At 49.8% G+C, this 15,540-nt stretch carries 17 protein-coding genes; 9 read left to right on the top strand and 8 right to left on the bottom strand.

Features of this window, described 5'->3' with window-relative positions; all coding sequences use genetic code 11:
- Positions 1-12 precede the first annotated feature (12 nt).
- The 4 genes from A8707_RS09150 to A8707_RS09165 all read right to left on the bottom strand — a co-directional run bounded on the left by A8707_RS09150 (position 13) and on the right by A8707_RS09165 (position 3,948).
- Entirely contained in the window at positions 13-1,026 is a 1,014-nt protein-coding gene (locus A8707_RS09150; protein ID WP_068816500.1) for a hypothetical protein, read from the bottom strand.
- 34 nt (positions 1,027-1,060) lie between these two features.
- Positions 1,061-1,477: a secondary thiamine-phosphate synthase enzyme YjbQ gene (locus A8707_RS09155; protein WP_068816501.1), complete on the bottom strand. Its 417-nt coding sequence runs from the start codon at positions 1,475-1,477 to the stop codon at positions 1,061-1,063.
- Positions 1,478-1,595: 118 nt separating this feature from the next.
- Positions 1,596-2,684 (bottom strand): glycosyl transferase, encoded by a 1,089-nt coding sequence (locus tag A8707_RS09160; RefSeq protein ID WP_068816502.1) that lies wholly within the window; start codon positions 2,682-2,684, stop codon positions 1,596-1,598.
- Positions 2,685-2,763: 79 nt separating this feature from the next.
- Positions 2,764-3,948, bottom strand: coding sequence for an aminotransferase class V-fold PLP-dependent enzyme (locus tag A8707_RS09165; RefSeq protein ID WP_068816503.1), 1,185 nt, complete (start codon positions 3,946-3,948; stop codon positions 2,764-2,766).
- Between the two features lie 127 nt (positions 3,949-4,075).
- On the opposite strand from A8707_RS09165, the gene A8707_RS09170 reads away from it, so the two are divergent.
- The 5 genes from A8707_RS09170 (at position 4,076) to A8707_RS09185 (ending at position 9,441) form a co-directional block, all read left to right on the top strand.
- The gene (locus A8707_RS09170; protein WP_068816504.1) at positions 4,076-5,569 is read left to right on the top strand and encodes a TM0106 family RecB-like putative nuclease; all 1,494 of its coding nucleotides are present in this window, start codon (positions 4,076-4,078) and stop codon (positions 5,567-5,569) included.
- A 106-nt stretch (positions 5,570-5,675) separates the two neighbouring features.
- Positions 5,676-6,263 (top strand): Uma2 family endonuclease, encoded by a 588-nt coding sequence (locus A8707_RS09175; protein WP_068816505.1) that lies wholly within the window; start codon positions 5,676-5,678, stop codon positions 6,261-6,263.
- Positions 6,264-6,440: 177 nt separating this feature from the next.
- Positions 6,441-8,834: a tetratricopeptide repeat protein gene (locus A8707_RS09180; protein WP_197484703.1), complete on the top strand. Its 2,394-nt coding sequence runs from the start codon at positions 6,441-6,443 to the stop codon at positions 8,832-8,834.
- Positions 8,734-9,117: a tetratricopeptide repeat protein gene (locus A8707_RS29010; protein ID WP_331711693.1), complete on the top strand. Its 384-nt coding sequence runs from the start codon at positions 8,734-8,736 to the stop codon at positions 9,115-9,117. The genes A8707_RS09180 and A8707_RS29010 overlap by 101 nt, the downstream gene beginning before the upstream one ends.
- 69 nt (positions 9,118-9,186) lie before the next feature.
- Positions 9,187-9,441 (top strand): hypothetical protein, encoded by a 255-nt coding sequence (locus tag A8707_RS09185; RefSeq protein ID WP_068816506.1) that lies wholly within the window; start codon positions 9,187-9,189, stop codon positions 9,439-9,441.
- A 342-nt stretch (positions 9,442-9,783) separates the two neighbouring features.
- On the opposite strand, the gene A8707_RS09190 is transcribed toward A8707_RS09185, so the two are convergent.
- The 3 genes from A8707_RS09190 to A8707_RS09200 all read right to left on the bottom strand — a co-directional run bounded on the left by A8707_RS09190 (position 9,784) and on the right by A8707_RS09200 (position 11,389).
- Complete coding sequence (locus A8707_RS09190; protein WP_156518455.1) at positions 9,784-9,939, bottom strand: hypothetical protein; 156 nt, start codon at positions 9,937-9,939, stop codon at positions 9,784-9,786.
- A 298-nt stretch (positions 9,940-10,237) separates the two neighbouring features.
- Positions 10,238-10,495 carry a hypothetical protein gene (locus tag A8707_RS09195; protein ID WP_068816508.1) on the bottom strand — a complete coding sequence of 86 codons (258 nt, stop codon included), beginning with the start codon at positions 10,493-10,495 and terminating at the stop codon, positions 10,238-10,240.
- 153 nt (positions 10,496-10,648) lie between these two features.
- A complete protein-coding gene (locus tag A8707_RS09200) occupies positions 10,649-11,389 on the bottom strand; it encodes a phosphatase PAP2 family protein (protein WP_082906296.1) in 741 nt (246 codons plus the stop codon).
- A 145-nt stretch (positions 11,390-11,534) separates the two neighbouring features.
- On the opposite strand from A8707_RS09200, the gene minC reads away from it, so the two are divergent.
- The 4 genes from minC (at position 11,535) to A8707_RS09220 (ending at position 14,279) form a co-directional block, all read left to right on the top strand.
- On the top strand, positions 11,535-12,350 hold the full coding sequence (gene minC / locus A8707_RS09205) for a septum site-determining protein MinC (RefSeq protein WP_068816509.1): 816 nt from the start codon (positions 11,535-11,537) through the stop codon (positions 12,348-12,350).
- 186 nt (positions 12,351-12,536) lie between these two features.
- Positions 12,537-13,337 carry a septum site-determining protein MinD gene (minD, locus tag A8707_RS09210; protein ID WP_068816510.1) on the top strand — a complete coding sequence of 267 codons (801 nt, stop codon included), beginning with the start codon at positions 12,537-12,539 and terminating at the stop codon, positions 13,335-13,337.
- A gap of 69 nt (positions 13,338-13,406) precedes the next feature.
- Entirely contained in the window at positions 13,407-13,778 is a 372-nt protein-coding gene (gene minE, locus A8707_RS09215) for a cell division topological specificity factor MinE (RefSeq protein ID WP_082906297.1), read from the top strand.
- 69 nt (positions 13,779-13,847) lie between these two features.
- Positions 13,848-14,279 (top strand): universal stress protein, encoded by a 432-nt coding sequence (locus tag A8707_RS09220; RefSeq protein ID WP_068816511.1) that lies wholly within the window; start codon positions 13,848-13,850, stop codon positions 14,277-14,279.
- 85 nt (positions 14,280-14,364) lie between these two features.
- On the opposite strand, the gene A8707_RS09225 is transcribed toward A8707_RS09220, so the two are convergent.
- Positions 14,365-15,489, bottom strand: coding sequence for a restriction endonuclease, SacI family (locus tag A8707_RS09225; RefSeq protein ID WP_068816512.1), 1,125 nt, complete (start codon positions 15,487-15,489; stop codon positions 14,365-14,367).
- Positions 15,490-15,540: the final 51 nt, after the last annotated feature.

The raw sequence follows: 15,540 nt of genomic DNA on the forward strand, positions 1-15,540 counted from the left end.
AAGGGGATTTTGCTAATTTCGGCTAGTGGGCGGGAGCGACACGGGCAAACTGACCTGGCTCGGAGCGCGACTGGCGGCGGCAGTATTGGCACGATCGAGCAGCGTTTTTGTCACGCCACTCCACAGGGGATCGGACTGGATCTGAGACACCAAATTCGTTGCTTTGACTTTCACCATGCTGTAATCGCGACCTGTAAACGCAGCCGCCGTCGTGAGAATTCTAGGAATCAGGGCGTTGAGTTGACCGATCTCTAAATCGTCGTAATGATTGGCGACTTCGACGACTTCTTTGCCGATCGTGGCAGCTTTCGTACATTGGGCAACGGTCGTTTCGAGCAGTTTTTGTTCCTCCTGTTTGATCTGCTGCCATTCATTCATCAGTTCTCCGGCTTGATTTTCGAGATCTGATTTGCGTTGGTTCATCTGCTGTAGCGTTTCATTCCCGTCTGAGATCCCGGCTTCTCTGGCTTTGAGGCGAGTCAGCAGCGTTTGATAATCTTGCCGAAGTTTTTTGAGTTTGACGATCGTTCTCGATCGATATTGTCCCAGAACTGGCGGATTCTTAGCAATCGCGTCCGCTAGCAGTGCCATTTGCACGGTGAGCGTTCTTGCATATTCGGCGGACTGTTTGGCTTCAGCTTGGCTGATTAATGTGCCGCTATCTAGCTTGTCAAAAATTGATGCAAAGCCGTCATATTGGCTCCGCAAATCGACGATAAAATCATCCCACTCGGCAACATTGGGCGGCTTAAACGGGTCGATCGCCAAATCAACCACGGCACTATTGAGATCGACTTTAGAGTTGAGCAACCGTGAGATAAATCCTTGACGAATCTCAGATTGCGATCGCGGAGGCGCTTCTAATTCTCGCTGTCGCATCTGGTCAATGGCATCGATCGCCGCCAGAGATTCGGTTTTAAACTGCACAGCGGCTCCTTGAAGTGCCCGCGCTTTTTCAACGCTGCAACCACCGAGGCTGAGACTGGCAGCGAAGATAACCCAGATGATTTTATTTGAATTTTGCATATTGGATCGAAACGATAGCTGAGTCACGCTTGCCTTATTCTCCGGTGATATGCACGACTAATTCGCGGTGATGGCTGCGCTGCCGATGTTCCCAAATATAGATGCCCTGCCAAGTGCCCAACAGCAAACGACCTTGAGCGATCGGAATCTGCTCAGATGTGTGCGTGAGCACAGTGCGAATGTGGGCGGGCATATCGTCGGCACCTTCAGCGCTGTGAATATAAGATTCCCATTCTGGAACCAGTTTGGAGAAAAAATTCTCTAAGTCTTTCAACACGTCGGGGTCAGCGTTTTCCTGAATGATTAGACTAGCCGAGGTGTGACGCAGAAATAGATGACAGATGCCTGTTTTGATGCCTGACTCGGCAACGATCGCTTGAATCTTTTGAGTAATTCTCAGCAGCGCTTTGCCAGATGTGGGAATGGTGAGAATTTTTTGGTATTGAGCCATAGGAGCGATTTGGGCATCAATTCACGTTCAACTCTATGCTAATCACCAAACTGCAATGTCTGACAACTCTTCGGTTTCTCTCAAGGTGACAGCAAGGATTTTTTACGTTGCGCTGACCTTAATGGTTTGGCATCAGATAATCGATCGCAGCTTGAGCAATAGTGTCATTGCCATCTTTAGTCAGTGACGCAGACAAACGAGGCGCAATCAACGGCTGCTGTAAAAACTCCCACTTGCCTTGAAAGAAGTCAGCCGGAGAAAGAATTTGGTGATGGGCGTAGTTTTGAATGCCTTCGAGCAAAACGGGAGCCTCGGCAAAGCCTTCGCGAGTCAGGGACACGATCGGTAAATCGAGCCGACACGCTTCCGAAAAAGTGCTGTATCCCGGCTTGGAGATCAAGCGACCGCACAGAGGCATAAAGTCTACGGGACGGTAGAAGCGATCATCAATTCGCAGCAGATTTGGCAACTCAGGCGCACTCAAATCAAAGCAGATAAACACCCAATCAGGAAATTTTTGCATGGTTTCGTAGGGAATGCGATCGAGTCCCAATCCGCCAAAGGTCATCAGCGCAATGTTGTCTTTGGGAGTCTCGGTGAGGTCAAATTTTGCCTTGAGTTCTGCCAAATCAAATCGGGGATTTACCCCCGTCAACCCCGTCTCAACGATCGTCGAAAATGCCCCCATCGGCTCGTGGAAGGGCAACCGAAATAAGCGATCGCACTGACCAAAACACTCGCCAATCCAGTCTGCCATTTCAATAAACTCGCCGCCCCAGGCTCGATAGATGAAATCCCAGCCAAAGTTGCCCATCATCCAGCCGGGAACTCCTGCGGCTTTCGCGATCGGAGCCGCTAATGGCGGAATGTCTGCCAGCACTAATCCGACGCGATTTTGCTGAATAAAGTTGACTTCAGAGGCGATCAGCGATCGTTGATTGGCTTTAATGTCTCTTAGTTTCTCTAGCGTCGCGGCTTTGTCCATCGTCAAACTATCGGACTGCACAACGCCCACATCAAGCCCACGCGGACGGTGAATAAAATCACCGGGAATATATGCTTCTAGGAGAGATCTGGGCGCAGTCGTTACCAAAATCAGCAAAATATCTGGACATAGTTCTTGAATTTTGGCGGCAACCGAAGCGGCGCGAGTGGCGTGTCCAAATCCGTGATTGGTGATGGCTATATAGAGAATGGGTTGAGGCATGAGTCACGAGTGAAAGTTCAGATTAATCACGATCGAGACATCAACTAACTTTATTGTAGGCTGCTCGCCTGAATTCTCTTTAGAACTCCTTAATCGCTTCTACTAACCGATTGATTTCAGCTTCGGTAGTGAAATAGTGAACGCAAGCGCGAACGCAGTCGGGATCAAGAATAGTACGCACAAAGATACCTTTGCTTTCCAGTGTCTGAACGAGTGAGTTATGGTTGCCGCTCTCTAATTGAAATGAGACTAAACCCGCTTCGGGAGGAGTCGATCGTAGACATTTCACCGTCGGCAGGTCTCTCAAACGCTGCCACAAATCAGTGCTACGCTCGCACACTTGCTGATAGCGTTCCGCAATCGTGCCATAGGTTGACTGAAGGGCGATCGCGTCTCGCAATCCGGCATAAAGGGGTACGGCTGATGTTGCAATCTCATAGCGTCGTCCGTCGGGTTGCCATCCGATCGGTGTGCCAGACGAATTAGTCGTGATACTGCGCCAGCCGATAAAGGTCGGAGCCAAACTTTCTCGCGCTTCTGGACGTACATAAAGTCCACCGACTCCTGCCGGACCGCACCACCACTTATGACCCGTGAACGCGTAGAAGTCGGCTCCCAAGTCGGTGAGATTGAGGGGCAACACGCCCACCGATTGAGCGGCATCCACGAGAATTCTAACGGGATGGTGACTGGGATAGGTTTGACAGGCAGACACGATCTCCGCTAGTGGCAAAACTTGTCCTGTATTCCAAAGAATGTGGCTGAGGACGACGAGCCGAGTCTGAGGACGCAAATGCTCCGTGATCACCGCGACCGGATCGCCCTCATTCAGAGTCGCTTTTAACGGACACATCGACACCTCGATCTTAAATCGACGCTGAATCTCTTGCGCTGCTGCCACGATTCCAGGATGCTCACAGTCGGTTAGTAACAGGTGATCTCCGGCGTTCCAGTCAATGCCCCAGAGGGCAATATTGCAGCCGACCGAAACATCCTCAGTCAGAGTGATTGTCTCGACTGGAGCGTTTAATTCTGCGGCGATCGCCATTCTCGTCTGTTTGGCTTCTTCCCCCATCCAGGCGTTGACCGCGCTCGAAAACGGACCCATTTTTTGCAGCGACTCTTGAGCCTGGTTAATGGCATTGATCGCCGATCGAGCCATCGGACCTTGCCCACCATAGTTAAAGTAAGCGGCATTTTCGAGATAAGGAAAGTGCTGCCGATAGTGTTCTAGTTGAGTAGTCTCCGTAGAAATGCTGACCATGTTCTATTCTGCTCTAGACGAGTGATGATTGTGATCTACCTTAAGCGAAGTCTTGACCGTGAATCTCTCTTGACAGATGACAAATAACGGTTATGCCGTTAGCCCAATTTCTTGTTAGCGTATAGCTATGTTGCTGACAGCCGATCTTCTGCTTAATTATCAACGGTGTAGCCGTCGAGCGTTTCTCGATTTATATGGAGATCTCAATCAACGAGATGCTCCTAATGACTATTTGCTGAAATTAATTCAAGACAGCATCGCCAATCATCGGCAGATTTTAACGGGCGAAACCTACCAAAAACCGAGCTATCGATCGGGCGATTGGGCAGCCGGAGCAGACGCAACGCTAAACCTGATGCGCCAGGGAGTCGATCAAATCTATCAGCCTGTTTTACTCACTGAGCAAGACGGTGTGACGCTGATCAGTGTGCCTGATCTGTTGACCAAACAGCCCGGAGAATCGGTGTTTGGCGACTGGATCTATGTGCCCACTGAGATCAAGTTGAGCAAACGCCCCAAGCAAGAATATCAAATTATTGTTGCCTATCACACGAAGGTGCTAGCCGCCGTGCAAGGAGCCTGGGGCGAAACGGCATGGCTGCTGCTGCGCGGCAAAGGCTATTACGAAGTTGATTTGTGGGAGGCGATTCCTCGGATGGAGGCGATTTTAGAGGAGTGTCTCGCCACGTTAAAGAATGACCAGGAGCCAGAGGTGTTTATCTCTCGCAGTCGCTGTAGCCTGTGTCATTGGTATAGTCATTGTTATGCGATCGCCAAAGCTGATCAGCATCTTTCCCTGCTTCCCGGTGTTACGCCCAGCCGCTATCTTCAACTCCAAGCGCTGAACTTAACCACGTTAGAATCGCTGGCAGATCTGCACCCAAATCAGCTAGAACACATAGCCGGATTTGGTGGTGAAGCGGCTCGAAAGCTAGTGCGACAGGCGCAATCTACGACCCAAAATCGCGCTTTCTTGGGTGAAAGTTACGCCGCGTTGCCCGACTCAGAGCCGCAAAACGGACACAAACCCATTCACCGCAGTCAAGATTCTTTCATTCCCACAGCCGAGATCGAGCTTTATTTTGATATCGAAGCCGAGCCGTCGCTGAATCTAATTTATCTACATGGGGTGCTGATCGTCGATCGCCAGAAGAAAACCGAAGTCTTCCATCCACTGCTGGCAGATAAACCGGAAGACGAGTCAAAAATCTGGCGAGAATTTCTTGACCTTGTGTGGGCGTATCCAGATGCGCCCATTTTTCATTTTTGCCCCTATGAAGTGCAAACCGTCGGGCGACTTGCCGAACTGTATGGCACGCCTAGAGAACGAATTACGCCGCTGTTGGCGCGCTTTGTCGATTTGCACGATCGGGTCACAAAATCGGTGACGCTGCCTGTCGAAAGCTATGCGCTCAAGCATATTGCTCGATGGTTAGGATTTGATTGGCGAGACTCTAGCGCCAACGGTGCCCAATCGATCTATTGGTATGCTCAATGGCTGGCGACGGGCGATCGAGCGTTTTTGGACTCGATCGTGATTTATAACGAAGATGATTGTCGGGCAACCTATCACATCAAAGAGTGGCTAACAGGATTTTTTGAGAGTCAAGACAGTCATTAACTCCATCTCAAAGACTCTGTAGACTAATGTGAGACCATCAGAACAACGCTTTTAAAGACCTAGACACTAACTTCTGGTAGACCGTTATCAATGGGAGTCACAGACGATGGAACTGACCCTTCCTTTACTGGTAGATATGCAAGACGTTCATCTGACCGATGAGCAATTTTATCAACTCTGCATTCACAATCCTGAATTAGATATCGAGCGAAACGCAAAAGGAGTGTTGATTGTTATGTCACCCGTAGGAGGAGACAGTGGAAACCGAGAGATGGATTTGGGAGGAGAATTATATGTATGGAACAAGCAGACCCAACTAGGAAAAGTATTTAGCTCTTCAACTCTGTTTAAGCTACCGGGTGGAAGTGACCGCTCTCCAGATGCAGCGTGGGTAGAACTCTCTCGATGGCAGGCACTGACACCCGAACAACGTAAAAGATTTCCGCCGATCGCGCCTGATTTTGTGATTGAACTGCGATCGCGCACCGATGACCTGGCGACGCTACAAGCAAAGATGCAGGAATATCTCGATAGTGGCGTGCGGTTGGGCTGGCTGTTTAATCCTCAAGATCAACAGGTCGAAGTGTATCGTCAAGGACAGGATAAAGAAGTGAAGTCGCTGCCTGTTCAACTCTCTGGAGAAGCGGTTTTACCTGGATTTATCTTGCAGGTAGATCCGTTCACCGATGAATAAGGGAGTCGTGTTGCATTTCAAATCGGAATAAACACTTTGTGAAGTGTGGCGATCGCCTTCTCAGTTGCACAGGTGTCATTCTCTACAGAAGGTTTGAGAATTCACGGAACGGCTTAAGTTCTTAAGGTAGAAAGAAGGTAGAAACGATCGCCTCTCTCGGTTCCTCACTGTTGCTCTATGAAGGATTTTTTTGTTAGCTACAACCGTCACGATCGCGCCTTCGCAGAATGGATCGCGTGGATTCTAGAAGAAGCCGAATATTCAGTAGTCATTCAGGCGTGGGATTTTCGCCCCGGTGGAAATTTTGTGTTGGATATGCAAAAGGCGGCATCTGAAGCAGAGAGAACGATCGCGGTGCTGTCAGACCACTATTTGGAGTCTCTATTTACTCAACCTGAATGGGCGGCAGCGTTTGCTCAAGATCCAACTGGGGAGAAACGAACCTTAATTCCGATTCGAGTTGGGGAATGTAAGCTGTCTGGAATTTTGGCGACGATCGTTTATGTTGATCTAGTTGGAGTCGATGAGGCAGAAGCGCAAGAATTGGTGCGGCGATCGGTGCTAGATGGACGAACCAAACCCAATCAAAAGCCACGATTTCCAGGAAGTGCGGCATCGGGAACAAATCGCACCAAACCTGTCTATCCGCCTGACATTGCGGCTAATCTGCCGCGTGTGAGTGAGATCTTTGTGGGGCGAGACGAGGATTTAGAAACGCTGCACAAACAACTTCAGTCGAGAGAAACGATCGCCATCTCGTCAATCACCGGAATGGGCGGCATCGGTAAGACTGAATTAGCGGCGCAGTATGCCCTTCAGCAGCGAGACATGGGCACCTATCCAGGAGGGATCTGCTGGCTGAGAGCGCGAGAGGATGTGGGATCGCAGATTGTGTTGTTTGCTCGATCGCAGCTAAATCTCACCATCCCAGAGGATCGGGAATTAGCCGAAAAGGTGGCGTGGTGTTGGCGAAATTGGGAGAAAAAAGAAACACTGATTGTGTTGGATAATGTGCAGCAGTATGACGACATTGCATCCGTTTTGCCACCCCAGCGATCGCAGTTTCGAGTTTTGCTGACGACTCGATCGCGCTTTGGTCATCCGGTAGAAGATTTTGAAATCAAGGTGCTGTCGGAAGAAAAGTCGCTGGAGTTGTTGAGGGCGATCGTTCAAGATCAGCGAATTGATCAGGATTTGGCGACAGCAAAGCAAGTTTGTGAATGGTTGGGCTATTTGCCATTGGGGTTGGAGTTGGTCGGGCGATATCTGGCGAAGAAGAAGGATGTGTCGATCGCGGTTTTGTGGCAACGATTGCAAGATAAAAAGCTATTTGCTAAAGCGTTGCTGAAAGCAGAGCCAGAAATGACGGCATCGTTAGGTGTGACGGCAGCGTTTGAGTTGAGTTGGCAAGATCTGAATGAGAAATCTCAACAGTTGGCGGCGTTGTTGAGTATGTTTGCGCTGGCAGAAATCCCCTGGTCGTTGGTTGAGGCGTGTTTGCCAGAGGAGGAACCGGAAGATCTCGAAGATCTGCGAGATGAGAAGTTGTTGGGATTGAGTTTGCTGGAGCGAACTGGACAAGAGATGTATCAACTCCATCAACTGCTTCGAGAGTTCTTTGCGGTCAAGCGAGAACAGATGGCAGAAGTGGAGGAATGGAAGCGATCGTTCTGTAAAGTCATGGTGAGAGAGGGGCAAAAAATTCCACAACAGCCAACGCTCTCTGTTCTTCAGGCTGTTTTGCCTACCATTCCTCATCTCAAAGAAGCGGCAACGACGCTCAACCCCTGGCTGTCGGATGACGATTTGATTGTACCCGCCACTCGGATCGCTTGGTTTCATAAGGGACAGTCAGCTTTTGCAGAGGCAGAGCAATGGTATGGGCAGTGTCGAGCGATCGTCGAGCAGCGATTAGGAGAACAACATCCCGATGTGGCAACCAGCCTCAACAATTTGGCAGGACTCTATAAGTCTCAAGGACGGTACGAGGAGGCAGAACCGCTCTACCTCCAGGCGTTGGCATTAAGGCGATCGCTCTTAGGAGAGCAACATCCCGATGTGGCAAACAGCCTCAACAATTTGGCAGAACTCTATCGCGCTCAAGGACGGTACGAGGAGGCAGAACCCCTCTACCTTCAGGCGTTGGCATTATGGCGATCGCTCTTAGGAGAGCAACATCCCGATGTGGCAAACAGCCTCAACAATTTGGCAGAACTCTATCGCGCTCAAGGACGGTACGAGGAGGCAGAACCCCTCTACCTTCAGGCGTTGGCATTATGGCGATCGCTCTTAGGAGAGCAACATCCCGATGTGGCAAACAGCCTCAACAATTTGGCAGAACTCTATCGCGCTCAAGGACGGTACGAGGAGGCAGAACCCCTCTACCTTCAGGCGTTGGCATTATGGCGATCGCTCTTAGGAGAGCAACATCCCGATGTGGCAAGCAGCCTCAACAATTTGGCAGGACTCTATAAGTCTCAAGGACGGTACGAGGAGGAAAAAGCGATCGCTCTTAGGAGAGCAACATCCCGATGTGGCAAGCAGCCTCAACAATTTGGCAGGACTCTATAAGTCTCAAGGACGGTACGAGGAGGCAGAACCGCTCTACCTTCAGGCGTTGGCATTATGTCGATCGCTCTTAGGAGAGCAACATCCCGATGTGGCAACCAGCCTCAACAATTTGGCAGTGCTGTATGCAAATCAGGGGCGATTGACGGACGCAGAGCCATTGCTCGTCCAAGCGTTAGAACTGCGCCAGCAACTTTTGGGAAATCAGCATCCCTACACGATCGGAACGCGGCAGAGTTTAGAATATGTGCGGCAAATGATGGGTAAGACACACGATGAAGGGTGAGCGATCGGGGTCAGCCGTCCAACGATCGGGCAATTTGGAGCAACGATCGAGGTTTTTGCACGAACAGTCATGGTTTTTATAGGAACGATCGAGCTTTTTGGGGGAGCGATCAGGCAATTTGGAGCAACGATCGAGGTTTTTGCACGAACAGTCATGGTTTTTATAGGAACGATCGAGCTTTTTGGGGGAACGATCGAGCAATTTAGAGCAACGATCGAGCTTTTTGAGAGAACGGTCATGGTTTTCGCACGAACGATCGAGGCTTTTGCACGAACGATCGAGCTTTTCGAGAAAACGATCACACATGGGGCAACGGTAATTTAGGATTTGATCGGCACGGTCGAGAACGTGGGGTCGACCGAGGTTGTTGGCTTCGATTCCATCCCGCCCGTGAATGGAATTCCGGGCTAGCCTTGCGAAGTCCACTAAAGGGACTAAAAGCCAGTCAGTACCGCGTCTTCAGTCCGTTTCAACGGACTTCGCAAGGCTAGCCCCGACTTCAGTCCGGAGCGGATTAGCAACGATAGTGAAGAGGCTTTCTATACTTCATCAAACGCCCTCTTGGAGCAACGATCGAGCTTTTTGCACCAACGATCGCACAATTTGGAGAAACGATCGAGGTTTTTGCACCAGCAGCCTTGTTTTTCATAGAAGCGATCGCACTTCTCACTCACTCTGTCGAGGATCATCGCCCGGAGGATGCCAACCCGCTTCAACCCACAGCGATCGAGCTTCAGTGATCGATCGTTCTCCCTGATAGCGATCGTCATTCACATCCAAGCGATCACACGTCGCCCGCCCCATCGGGGTCAACCTAACCATTCTGGTTCCATCAGCCGTCCAGGTAAAATGATCCGCCCAATCGTGCAGTCGAGGGTTAAACAAAGAGACAACTGCCGCAGATTCGAGATCGCGATTACCCTCATCCCCAACCCTTCTCCCCAGGGAGAAGGGAGCCAGAACTCTTGTCCCTTCTCCTTGGGGAGAGGGCTAGGGTGAGGGTAAAATCTGTGCTTCATCCATCGATTCAGCAACGCCCTAATTCGTTCAGGCGAGTGGCAATATTCGCATCTATCTTGCCCCCGTTTACGAACAGTTCGCTTCGTCGAGTCATTGATCGTCACTGTTGGGCAATCAGCCGCGAATTGAGATACGTGAAAATGCGAACACTGCGTGTAGCGAAGCTTGCGAGTTCCTGAATCGCAGTCAATTCTTCGGCATCTTCTGGTGTCAGAGAACCCGTTTCATTGTCTTCCAACAAAGTCTCTAAGCGAGATTGCAAGGCATCGGTAAATTTAAATAGGCTCAGTTGATCCACTTTCTCGACTTGAATCCCAGTCTCCAACAACGATGCTGGATTAATGACAACTTGAACCATAAAGCGGTTTCCTCTGCATTCTTGCCCAAGGTATATCCAGTATAAAAGGCGAAGTTCTTAAAAAAGTCGGTTGATCCCGGATCTGATAGATACGATCGCTGATTTTGCAGAAGCGGTCATGTTTTTCACAGGTGCGAGTGAGCAAGAAGCCTTTCAGACATCTGGAGAGGGCTTAGAATGGCTCAAATCGTGGCGCTGTCTCCAAATTTCTAGACTGAGAATGCAGGTGATGAGCCAAACCAGCCCTGCCGCATATCCACCAACCACATCGGTGAACCAGTGAACACCCAGATAGAGACGGCTGAAACCAATCAGCAGAATGAGTAATGTTGACAGCGTAGCGATGACTCCTCGCCACCGTTGAAACCGAGTCGCTAACAAATAGCCCAATAACCCATACATCACCATCGACAGCATCGCGTGACCACTGGGGAAGCTATAATTTGTCACATCTACAATGCGTGACCATAGCTCAGGACGCGCCCGCGCAAACAAATTCTTGAGCACGAAATTTAGCCCCAACGCTCCAAACCCAGCGATCGCGATCGTCATCGCCTCGGCTCTGTGATGTCGAATGAGCAGAATCGCACTCAACCCCACACAGATCACGAGCAGCACTCTTGGATCACCGACATCGGTAACGAACACCATAATCGGATCGAGCCACGGTCTTTGCAGCGATCGGATCGCTAATAAAACATTTGCGTCAAAGGCTTGAGTTTCATGCTCAAAGACTTCTTCGGCAATGTAGGTAAATAACCAGAGGGCGATCGTTGCTAGTGCCAAACCTCCTAATCGAACCGCTGTGAGCAGAGGCTGTAGTTTGAGTCCGACTTTGTGCCGCCACAAAGCAATTATTTTTCTACTCAGATCGTGAATCCAATCAAATAGCATGGGGAGCGTAATTTTTTTGACGAGTCCTTCTATTAATTCATGACCCGTGCCCGATTACTCCTAGCCCAAAGAACGAACTTTCTGACTCCTGCTCTCGGAGTCGGGCAAAGGTAATATATTTGATCCGTTGCCGCCAATCTCCCGCATGACTTCTGAAACCTCCTCTACTCCGCCCAGCACTCCGCCTGTCGAGGTTAGCCCCCCTGCTTTAGAGGTTAACCCTAACATCCAGGTTCGTCTCAAAAGCGAAGGGGGACGGCTGATTCTCACCCTGCCTCCTGAATCAGAAGTGACGGCTGCCAATGCGTCGCTAGCTTTGACGTGGGGCGAGATTTGGCAGCAGTTTAAACAGCAGCTAGATGCCAAAGAGCGATTCTGGCAACCCGGAACTCGCGTGGATTTGGTCGTTGGCGATCGCTTGCTCGACAATCGACAACTGCAAGCGATCGCAGATGCCCTGACCGAAGCCCAACTTCAGCTCAAGCGAGTCTTTACCAGTCGTCGTCAAACGGCTGTTGCTGCCGCCACTGCGGGTTATTCAGTCGAGCAGCATCCTGCCCCCGTGACTCCGCTCAATCAGGCTCAGGTCGAGGCGGGGCAAGCGATGGACGAGCCGCTTTATCTTCAGATGACGCTGCGATCGGGTACTGAAATTCGGCATAATGGCACGGTGGTTGTGTTAGGCGATCTCAATCCCGGTAGCAGCGTGATTGCAGAGGGCGACATTCTCGTGTGGGGGCGGCTGCGCGGAGTGGCTCACGCAGGCTGCAAGGGCAATGCCCGATGTTTGATTATGGCGCTGCAACTCGAACCGACCCAAATTCGGATTGCTGATTTTGTGGCAAGAGCGCCCGAAACCCCTCCGGCTCAGTATCACCCCGAAGTGGCGTATGTCGCCCCCCAAGGCAATATTCGGATTGCGAGAGCGACGGAGTTTGTCAGACAGCCAGCGCCAGAGTGAGGAATGAGATTTAAACAGGTTTTTAAGTTCGGTTTAGGATTGAGTCAATCGATCGAGTTTTCTGATAGTGTGGGCTGAAGGTTCACCCTGATCATTGAAGCGATCGGGTTTACGTCTATTCTAGAAAGCTTGTAAGAGTCGATCCGGTTGGGTCAACGCTTGTCGTTCTGTAGTCGCATCATTGCAATGGCTCGTATCATCGTCGTCACATCGGGTAAAGGGGGAGTCGGTAAGACTACCTGCACAGCAAATTTAGGGATGGCTCTGGCAAAACGGCGACGTAAAGTTGCGGTCATTGATGCCGATTTTGGCTTGAGAAATCTTGACCTCTTGCTGGGCTTAGAAAATCGAGTGGTCTACACTGCCGTTGAAGTGTTATCAGGGCAGTGTCGCCTAGAGCAGGCACTCGTCAAAGACAAACGGTTTAATAATTTGGTGCTGCTTCCGGCGGCGCAAAATCGCACTAAAGATGCCATTAATCCCGATCAAATGCGGCAATTGGTGAACGCCCTGGCGAGAGTCTATGAATATATTTTGATTGACTGCCCCGCCGGGATTGAGATGGGCTTTCAAAACGCGATCGCCGCTGCCAAAGAAGCCCTGATCGTCACGACTCCTGAAATCGCGGCAGTGCGAGATGCCGATCGGGTGATTGGCTTGCTCGAAGCAAACAACATCAAACGCATTCATCTGATCGTCAATCGGCTCAAACCTGCGATGGTGGCGGCAAACGATATGATGTCGGTCGAAGACGTGCAAGAAATTTTGGCGGTGCCCTTAATTGGCGTGGTTCCCGATGACGAACGGGTGATTGTCTCGACCAACAAAGGCGAACCGCTCGTCTTGTCTGAGACACCCTCTACTGCTGGCACTGCTTTTGATAACATTGTTCGTCGCTTAGAGGGTGAAAATGTGCCCTTTCAAGATCTTTCGGTGCCAAATGACAGCTTCTTAACTCGATTGCGTAAACTTCTGTCGAAAAAGTGATTTAACCCACTGAGTTTTCAACGGCTGCATTATTTCCAGTTGCTCAACTCTGATTTCTTCTGGCTCTCCATGATCATTGAACTTCTCGAACGACTTTTTCCACGCGGGGGCGACAACAGCCGCCAAGACGTTAAGCGCCGCCTCAAGCTGGTGTTGGCACACGATCGCGCCGATCTACCTCCCAGCGTGATTGAGGCGATGCGAAAAGAAATTCTAGAAGTCGTCTCTCGATATGTCGAACTGGATGATGAGGCAACCGAGATCTCGCTAGAAAACAATCAGCGATCAACGGCGTTAATTGCAAATCTTCAGATTCGTCGCGTCAGACCGATCGAGCCAGAAGTCTTAGTCGAGCCTCCCAGCACAGGACTTGATCTCACGTTGACAGAGCCTGCTACTTTAGAACCGATTAAAACCGAGTCAGTCAGCAACGATAAGTAAACCTGCAATCGCCCAGCTTGAAAATCGTTGTAGGGTGATAGCTAGGTGAAGCGATCGGAGAGAGTTGCCATGCTAAACACGATTCTGGTTGCGTTGGATGTCGATCATGACCCATTGGCAAATCAAGTCATACAGACCTTGCAGCAGCTTCATCTTGAGCCGACCACGACGGTGGTTTTGGCGTATGTGATTCCAGCCACGCAGACCGACGTTGAAATCGCAGTCGATCGACCCCAGGCTAATTTAGAGGGCTTTCCTCACGATCGGATTGATAAGCAGCTTCACGGGTATCAAAAAAACTTACCTTGTCGCAGTGAAATAGAGATTGTGACGGGCGAACCCGTTGAAGAGATTCTGCGATTGGCAAACATTTATAAGACTGACCTGATTTTGATCGGCAGTCGAGGGTTAACCGGAATGCAGAAGATTTTATTAGGGTCGGTCAGCGGTCAAATCGTGACCGATGCTCCCTGTTCAGTTTTAGTGGTGAAACCTAGGTAGAGAGATATTCCACCAAAATGCCCCTACGGTGAACGGTTGCATTGAGCAGCTACCAGTATCTTTGGCAACGTACCAGGAGCTTTTGTCAGTCTCCTCCAATCCGATCGTTAGGCGATGGGTTTGACGGAACTTGCATGGATTGGAAAACGTGTTCTATATGCTCATAAACTTCATCCCTAACCCGAGTGACGATCGCATAATACTGGAGCTTTGCAAAAAAGTTAGCAAAGGGAAATTCTGGACCTAATGCGATGACCGCTCTAATAAAGGGAACAAGATCAACAAAAATGACATTGACATTTCTCGTGAGCAAAACAGTGGTTGCAATCTGCTCAAGAGATGAACCAATACAAATTCCATTGACTCCAATGACAAACGTGATTGACTTTAAGCCATATTGACTTGCTTTAAAGGCGGCATGATCAACATCCTGCTCACTGAACTGTTTATCCTTCACCTCAACAGCTACAAAATTTTTACCGTTTTTTTTGATGTCTATATCTGCTACTTCATTGGAAGAAGCGCCGCTCTGATTGACCGGATGGACAATGACCTCAAACCCTTCAAACTGGTCAAAATAGGTGGATAGAATAGTTCCTGTTACGATTGCAGCAACCTGTCCCTCGATCGATTTGGTGACAAATGCATCAACAAAATCAATGATTTTTAAGTGGGAGTTTGCTGATTCTGAAAGTTGAGAAAGCAGCCCACTTCGAGTGGCTTGTCTTTCAATGGTCTGCCGCACAGCAGTACAGAGACCATTGAAAGATTGCTCAGACGTTTCTATCTCGGATAGCACCTTATGCAGTATGAGCAAAAGCTCTTTATCCTTACCAGCCCTCACAGCATTTGATGGGGATATCATCGGAAAGCGAGCAGGCTTATTGAGAAATGGCTCATTTGAACCTCCCAGTGAACTACTTAGCAATTGACGCTCAAGCCGTACAACAACCCCATGACATAAGCTACGGGCATCATAAGCTCCTTCAGCATCAGCACCTGCTTGAAGCGCAAGGGCATTGATACTCGGGTTAGTTGCTTTTCCTAAAAGAGCCGTCACGAGAATATATCTGAAAGTCAGATGTTTTCCTTGAATGATTGTTCTGATCTCGATATCCCACTCTGTTCCTGGAATTTGCCTGGAGTCATCTTGAGCGATCGTGATATAGCCACTGCCACATTGGTTAGGACGCAGCTTGTTTAAGAACAAATTCTACCGCATCGCGTAGGTTGTCCGAGTCGCGCAACTGCTTGCGAATAC

The organism is Phormidesmis priestleyi BC1401 (assembly GCF_001650195.1).
In the GTDB taxonomy this organism is placed as follows: domain Bacteria; phylum Cyanobacteriota; class Cyanobacteriia; order Leptolyngbyales; family Leptolyngbyaceae; genus Phormidesmis_A; species Phormidesmis_A priestleyi_B.